General features: G+C 35.9%; 6 protein-coding genes. 1 reads left to right on the top strand and 5 read right to left on the bottom strand.

The window, feature by feature from the left end:
- Positions 1–120: IS3 family transposase (locus H8B04_RS14955; protein ID WP_190302854.1), on the top strand; the 120-nt coding region annotated here is incomplete at its 5' end.
- Between the two features lie 48 nt (positions 121–168).
- Here the strand turns inward: H8B04_RS14955 and H8B04_RS14950 are convergent.
- From H8B04_RS14950 to rsgA, 5 genes are all read right to left on the bottom strand, one after another.
- Complete coding sequence (locus H8B04_RS14950) at positions 169–2,631, bottom strand: YfhO family protein (RefSeq protein WP_190302853.1); 2,463 nt, start codon at positions 2,629–2,631, stop codon at positions 169–171.
- Between the two features lie 78 nt (positions 2,632–2,709).
- Positions 2,710–3,375, bottom strand: coding sequence for a potassium channel family protein (locus tag H8B04_RS14945; RefSeq protein ID WP_165291409.1), 666 nt, complete (start codon positions 3,373–3,375; stop codon positions 2,710–2,712).
- A gap of 20 nt (positions 3,376–3,395) precedes the next feature.
- Positions 3,396–5,183: a TrkH family potassium uptake protein gene (locus H8B04_RS14940; protein ID WP_206366871.1), complete on the bottom strand. Its 1,788-nt coding sequence runs from the start codon at positions 5,181–5,183 to the stop codon at positions 3,396–3,398.
- A 37-nt stretch (positions 5,184–5,220) separates the two neighbouring features.
- Positions 5,221–7,050 (bottom strand): AsmA family protein, encoded by a 1,830-nt coding sequence (locus tag H8B04_RS14935; protein ID WP_190302852.1) that lies wholly within the window; start codon positions 7,048–7,050, stop codon positions 5,221–5,223.
- Between the two features lie 71 nt (positions 7,051–7,121).
- Positions 7,122–8,042, bottom strand: coding sequence for a ribosome small subunit-dependent GTPase A (gene rsgA, locus H8B04_RS14930; protein ID WP_165291407.1), 921 nt, complete (start codon positions 8,040–8,042; stop codon positions 7,122–7,124).
- Between the last annotated feature and the right edge of the window lie 107 nt (positions 8,043–8,149).

Raw genomic sequence — 8,149 nt, 5'->3', positions numbered from 1 at the left:
GAGTTAAAAAAAGAAATAATAAATTATATCAATTACTATAACAAGGTAAGAATTAAATCAAATTTAAACGGAATGAGCCCTGTAGAATACAGAGCTCATTATATCAAGAACATTGCTTAAATTTGTCTAACTTTTGGGGGGCAGTCCAGAATGAAAAGCCCTTAATTTTTATGCTGTTTTTTGTTTCTTTCTATAAGTTAAGAATATTCCCGCTGCTAAGCCTAATACGAGAACAATCGATCCAATTAAGGAAATAATATTGCTTACTTTCACTATTGGAGGATCAAATACAAATTCTACTTTGTGATTTCCTCCTGGTAATTGCAACGCACGAAGAATATAATCTGCTCTCAAAATTGGAACTTCTTCCCCATCAACATATGCTTTCCAACCTTTATCGTAGTATACTTCTGAGAATACCGCAAACACATCATTCGGTGCTGAGTATTCATATTCCATTTTGTCTGGGTGATACGAAGTCAATTTGATTGTAGCATTATTCGCTAAGCGAAGACGCTTCTCATCAATTTTGCTTTTGAATTCTTCGTGTACAAAAGCTTCTTTAGAAGGATCAAAGCTATTGATCGCTTGCATCTCCTGATTGTTATCTTTTACAAAAGTTACTTTATCTACAAACCAAGCATTACCAGCTGCTGTGGAGCGTCTTTGAATACGATCTACATTATTTTGAGGATCTTTTGTAATCAGATAACGCACATTAAACATATCCAACACATCTTCATTAATTGCTCCATTAAACTGGTGCTCTAATATTTCTTGGAAACGCATCAACTTAGCTGCGTGATAACCACCTAAACTTTTGTGGAAATAAGAAGCTTTGGCATCTGAGAAAGGATTAGTTGTTAAATCCAACACACGGTAGCTTGGATCTTTATCAATTTTAACTAATTGATCTACTTCTCTCTCTTCAATAGGTCTATTTAACGAAGACTTATCAACGAAAGTATCATTATTTAAATAACGCTTATCTACAGTCCATAAATCAACCAAAGTAACTACACCAATTACTACAATTAAAGCAGTAGAAGATAATTTTTTCTTGATGAAAGCAAAGACAAGAGCAAAGACAAGAACCACAATAAAGAACGATCGCCATGCATCAGCTGAAGCCAAATCCGCTCTATCTTTTACTAAGGCATCCGCCAATTGATTCGCCATACCTGCATCACCAGTTTGCTGACCAAGCATTGCTACGAAATTTTGATGTTCTGAATTTTTTAAATCCAAAATACTTGGCATTACTGCAACAATCAAACAAATCGCAGCTACAGCACCAAAACTGTAAAGAACTTTTTTGTCCAAATCTACGATTTCATCCTTCCGTGTAATAAGCTCATGAACTGCTAAAACCGCTAATAATGGAATTAAAATAGATGGAATAATTAAGATGGACTCCACAGCTCTGAACTTGTTGTACATCGGGAAATAATCGAAGAACAAATCAGAGATTAGTGTAAAATGCTTACCAAATGACAATAGTAAAGTTAAAACTGTAGCCGCCAGAATCCACCATTTAAGTCTATCCTTTACAATAAATAACCCTAAAATAAACAGAGCAAAAACGCCTACTCCAAAGTACCACGGACCTGAAGTAAATGATTTTTCTCCCCAATATGTGGGTAAATATTGTGTAAATGGTAAAGCTTGATTTGCTGGGACACCTATGCTTGTCAAGTATTTGTACGAATTAGATTTTTCGTCCAATACGCCATTTGATTTACCACCGTACGCATTAGGAATAATAAAAGTTAAATTCTCTCCAATTCCTTGGCTCCAAGCGTAGGCATATTCTTTATCCAAACCTCCAGTAGTGCCGCCATCCTCCGTTTTAGAAATATTGGCTTTGCCACGTGTAGTTAATTTACTGTATTCGTAAGTTGGGAATAAAACAGTTGCATTAACAGCAACAGCGACTAACACAGCTCCTACCTGAACAGCCGTATTTTTTGCAAATTCTGGCAATTTTTTATCGCGAATTGCGTAATACAATTCAAATCCAACGTATACTAATAATGCAATAAACAAGTAATAGGTCATCTGAACGTGATTGGTTCGGATTTCTAATGCCAAGAATAAGGCTAGCAATATCGAACCCCAAAACTTATTACCGCGATAACACATGATAACCGCACCAATAATCGGAGCTAAATAGGCAATTGCATAGGCTTTATTAACGTGTCCCGCTTCGATATAAATGAAATTATAAGATGAAAAGGTAATAGCAATCGCTCCTACAGCAGCTAACCATGGTTTGATACGCAATACACTTAACAAGAAATAGCCGCCTAGTAAATAAATTAAAATAATATCCGCAGGTAATGGGAATATAGCTTTAATGCCATTGCTGATGTATGTGGCAACATTATAAGTATGGTGATACCAGATTTGAAATGTTGGCATACCGCCAAACATAGAATTTGTCCATTGTGGAGCTTTTCCATCCTGAGCTTTAAAATCAAAAAGCTCTTTCTGGCTTCCCATAGCTTGCACTACGTCATGTTGTGAAAGTGCCTTTCCTTGCCATACTGGCGAAAAGTAGAAAAACACCAATGCAAAAAATATTGCAATAACGATTAAGTGTGAGGAATTTTGCTTAAACCAATTTTTCATGAATAATTTAGCGGTTATTTTTTTATGTCAAAGTCCAAAAATATAGAATTGATTTTAATAATTACGCTGTGTTCTATATTAATTTCCTTTTTCAATCAACTTTTTAATATCGGACAATTCTCCGAAAAGAACTAACAAGTCATTTTCACGTAGTACTGTATCCGATTTAGCAATACCCGAAGCTTCTTTGTGCAAGCCATCGGAGACTTTGACGGTAGTCAGCACGATCACTTTATATTTGTTTGTCAGATTTGCTTCCTGCAATGTCATACCGACATATTTATTTGGAACTTTAGTTTCGATAATAGAATAACGATCTGAAACTTTGAATGAATCGACAATATCTATATTGTCCAAACGCATAGCTAATCGTTCGGCAGCCTCTTCTTCAGGCATAATATACTCGTCGATTTGCATGGCTTCCATTACAGTACGTTGTAAATCAGAAACGACACGACCGATTATACGTTTTACGCCAAGTTGTTTGACCAAAGCAGTAGTCATCAAGGAAGAGCCTTCATCTTCTCCAATTGCCACCACAAGCGCATCACAGTCCTTTAACGGCAAAGAACTAACAGCTTCGCGATCAGTAGTATCCAGACACACAGTATGTGTGATTTTATCTTTTAATTGCTCGACAATTTGAATGCTTTTGTCCGCTGCTATTACTTCGTGACCTAATTCAGTCAAATGTATAGCTAATGAACGACCAAAATGCCCCAACCCTAATACGATATATTTCATCTTAAAATCAATTTTGAAAGCTAAAACATTAGCTTTTCAGTAGGATAAATATAACTTTTGTTTTTAGTATTCTTAATAAATGCAACCAATAAGGTAAGCATACCGACACGGCCGACAAACATGGTGACAATGATAATGAATTTGCCTGCTGCACTTAGAGATTGTGTTACGCCCATACTTAATCCACAAGTCGTATAAGCTGAGACAGACTCAAATAACAAGGGAATCATTTCCTTATCTGGATCGGTTACATTCAATAAAATAAAGGAAAATGTAATGGTCAACACCGATAGAATAATGATAGCAAAGGCTTTATTGATGGACTCAGAAGCGATTTTTCTTCTAAAAATTTCGATTGAATCTTTTCCTCTTGCCAAGGCAATAATATTCATAAAAGCTAAAGCTATAGTCGTTACTTTTACACCTCCACCTGTCGAGCCTGGCGCTACACCAATCCACATCAGCGTCGTAATCATGATGAGCGTAGGAATATTGACAAAACTAATATTCACGCTATTGAATCCTGCAGAGCGCGACGCATTCGCCATAAAAAATGAAGTCACCCATTCCCCCACTGCGCTTTTATCCTCGGATAAAGTAAATTTTTGTTCCATCAAGTAATAAGATACCGTTGCTAAAAAGAGAACAATCATATTACACAACACGATGAATTTAGTATTGAATGAAAATTGCTGCGCTTTATGTTTAAAGGGTCTTTTTTCTACGATAGCACTAAACAAAGCTTTTAATTGGGATTTGACATAGGTATAGAAATTATAAACTGTTCCGAATCCCATTCCCCCTAAAACAAAAATCAATGCTAAGACGATTTGAAAGCCATAATTAAATCTATAGTTTATGTTTCCAATACCATCCTGAAGAATTGTAAATCCCGAATTACAAAAAGAGGAAATCGAATGAAAAACAGAAAAGAAAACCTGTTGTCCGACATTGTCAAAATGAGCCGAATCCAATGAAAAGAAAATAAAGGCCGCGCCTATGAATTCGAATAGTAAAGTAATAGAAATAATGGTCAACAAGGTGGAAATCACAGAATTCAATTTATTCTCGCCTAAAATCTCTCCAAACATTAATTGATTTTTGAAAGAAAACCCTCCCGAGAAGAAATATCCAAAAAAACCTGTAAAAGTCATGATTCCCAAACCACCAACTTGAATAAGCACCATAATGACACTTTGACCAAATAAAGAAAAATTTGTAGAAATATCCGAAACGGTAAGACCTGTAATGCAAACAGCACTTGTTGCCATAAATAAGGCATCCATAAAACTCAATGGCGCATGCAAAGTCGTTCTTGGCAACATCAAAAGCAAAGTGCCTATCAAGATTAACCCGATAAAACTGATAACAAATAATATGGTAGGATTGAAGTAGAAATTGTCGAAAAATAAACTGCTTTTAGAGAGTTCGGAGAGAAAAATAACTCCAATCCCAAAATACATCCATTCTTCCCTTGCGAAGTAAGCTAAAAAACTCCATCCGCTTAATCTCGCCAACATAATGAAAGTCAAACAAGCGACCACGACAACACCAGAATATTGCGAAACATTGATACGTCTACTTGCATAAATAGACGAGCCCGTACGGATTAATTCCAGCAGAAATAATCCATAAAACATGCAAAAAATAGATTTTTTGGTATATATAGCCACATCAGGGTTGGTAATGTAGCCCACATGGACAATAACGGTAAGCGCACAGATCATACTTACATAGAACATGATCTTGTCGACTATACCTTTGCGATAGCGGAAAACAAATTTTAGAAAACTTGCAATGGATTCCATCTTACAAACATAGTAATATACTTCGCTTTATAAGCACTTACTGTTCAGAATCCTCTTCGGATTTATCTTTTTTCTTGAAAAGTCCTTTGATAAAATTGCCTGTTTTTTTGCCAACCTCTTTAGCTCCTTCGACTATATCCTTTCCTTTCTCCACCACCTTTTTCCCTGTGTCAGCAGCTCCCATCAATCGCGCTTCTCTTTCTTCACTAATACCCGCACATTGTTTTATCCCGTCCAATAAGCTTTGCCATAAGGTTTTGAAAAAAGTATGCTCAGGCACACGTGTATAATTTACCTTAGCGACTGTATAGACACCTTTTTTATCGGGATTACTATCATTGATTAAAAGCTCATTAATCAAGAAAGAAACGACCTTTTTAGAGGATTGTTCGCCATTTTCATCCTTCTTCTTATTTAGTAGGCTGATCTTTAGGTCATCATAATCAAATCGAAAATCACCCCAGTTTTTATGGTCGGTACCTTCCATGTTGAAAGCCACTTTTTTGATATTGCCTGAAGCAATTTCCACATTCAGTAAAGGAGTCAATATGCGATTAAAGGCAGTAGCTTTCATGCTTCCTACCGTACCACTATAAGTATGATAGCCTGTTTTACTCAACATGTCAAACCCAAATTTTGCATGTATATTGCCCGAATTCATAATCTTAGCCCGTAGATCAGCTCGCATAAATTTATCTTTTTTAAGAGCTGTTATGTCATTGGTCACATTCGTAATCAATCCATTTACGCCATTAAAACTAATGGAGCCTTCTCTAAAATACTTCCCACTCATCTCATGGTAAACTAAGGATACGTTATCAACCACCACCGTATCTAAGCGCAAGAGTTTTTTGAGTTTCAACAATTTTTGGTGCGGAGATTGACCAATTTTAATGATAGGATATTTAGGATAACGCTTGTCAGCGTGCAGATCCACCGAACCATTTTTCAACTGTACTTTCCAAGCTATAGTCTGCTGATAATCAATTAAAGCTTGAAAATTCAAACGTTCCACGCGCAACGTGTCAAATTTGAGTTCGGCCATTGTTACATTTTGCTTTTTATGCTTGTAGAAATTAGCCTTACTCATTTTTGGCCTAAAATCAACGCCAGTCATTAAGAGGTTCTGATCGCGCGTATTAATTTTTAACCCTTTAAATTTAGCTCGATAAAATCCATCAGGCAGATCATACTCAAAATTGGGAATTTCCACATCCACCATCTTCGTATAGTACAATCTTGAAGTGTCACGCAGCGACGTTTCATCAATCAAGACATCATGAACTTTAATTTTCACTTTTTCAAAATCAAAATTGCTCATGTTGCCTTCCTCATACTTAGTATACTTGAATTTTACATTATCAATATCGATTTCTCGCACATTAATAGAGGTAAATACTTCTTTTACACTTTCGTACAAGGTCTTTTTGGGCTCTGTACGTACAGTATCATTGAACTCGTGATACTCACTCATTAAATGAATGCTAGGATCTTCAAAAGAAATAGACTTAATGTTGAGTTTTTTATTCGAAAGTACATCCATCAAATTGAAACGACGGATTTTCAGCTTACTTAGCTTAATATGAAAACGATTATTTGGAGCTTCTTTGGTCCGAATGAGCTGCTGATAAATAGCAGAATCAGGAATCAATTCAGCATTATAGAGTGTTGCATTTCCCAAACCTATATTTAAATCCAAATCGTTATAATGAAGAGAATAAAGACCATTGGTAGAATTTTGGACTATTTCTTTAAGTTTTGTTTCTACGATTGGCTTCCAATTACGGCTGTAATACCAGATTACAGACACAAGGATAACAATGATAGTGGCGATTACCCCAATAACCCATTTCCAAACTGGCCTCATAAAAAATGCTTTGAATATTGATTAATAATAAAAACAATATTCAAAGCATTTTGTTTCGTTGCTCTAGCTGTTTAGCTTCGGTTGTCGTCGTTATTGTACATACTGATGTAGCTTTCGTAACGTGAAGGTTCAATTGCACCTTCTTCAACAGCTTCTAAAACTACACATCCAGGTTCATTTATGTGCACACAATTATTGAATCTGCATTTATTCAAAAACGCACGCATTTCAGGGAAGAAATGCGAAAGTTCTTTCTTTTCTATATCGACGATCCCTAGCTCTCGAATACCTGGCGTATCGATTAATTTTCCCCCGAAAGGTAAATCAATCATTTCGGCAAAAGTTGTGGTGTGCTTTCCTTTATCGGACCAATCGGAAATATTACCCGTTTTCAATGATGCATTCGGCACTATACTATTAATCAAAGTTGATTTCCCTACGCCTGAATGACCTGAAACTAAGGTTACTTTATCTTTCAAAAGATTAATAATCTGATCAATATTAATTCCTTTAGCTGCAGAGACTTCATAACAAGTGTAGCCAATATTTTCGTATATAGACTTATATTCCGCTAGGATTTCTAATCCTTCATCGCTAAACAAATCTAATTTGTTAAAAACCAAAATTGCAGGAATATCATAAGCTTCTGCTGTCACCAAAAAACGATCAATAAATCCTAAAGATGTCGGAGGAGACGCCAATGTAACCACTAGAATGGCCTGATCCAGATTAGCCCCAATAATTTGGGTTTGCTTAGAAAGGTTAACTGATTTACGAATAATGTAATTCTTTCTAGGTTCCAAATCCGTAATAACAGCCGTATCTTGATCCATTTCCAACTCAATATTCACCCAGTCTCCTACCGCAATTGGATTCGTCGTCTTGATGCCTTTCGTTCTAAATTTCCCTTTAATACGGCAATCATACTGCTTTCCTTGTTCATCCTGCACCTGATACCAACTACCAGTAGATTTAATAACTAGTCCTCTCATGCTGTATATTGCGCTATTACCTTGATTTGTACTATCATCTTACAAAAGTGGCAAAAATTTGTTAATATCACCCTTATTGATTTTATTACCTTTGTAAGAACACATAA

The organism is Sphingobacterium litopenaei, from assembly GCF_014692495.1.
GTDB lineage: Bacteria > Bacteroidota > Bacteroidia > Sphingobacteriales > Sphingobacteriaceae > Sphingobacterium > Sphingobacterium litopenaei.
The sequence above is the reverse complement of the archived record's forward strand: the minus strand, read 5'-3'. Positions and strand labels throughout refer to the sequence as shown.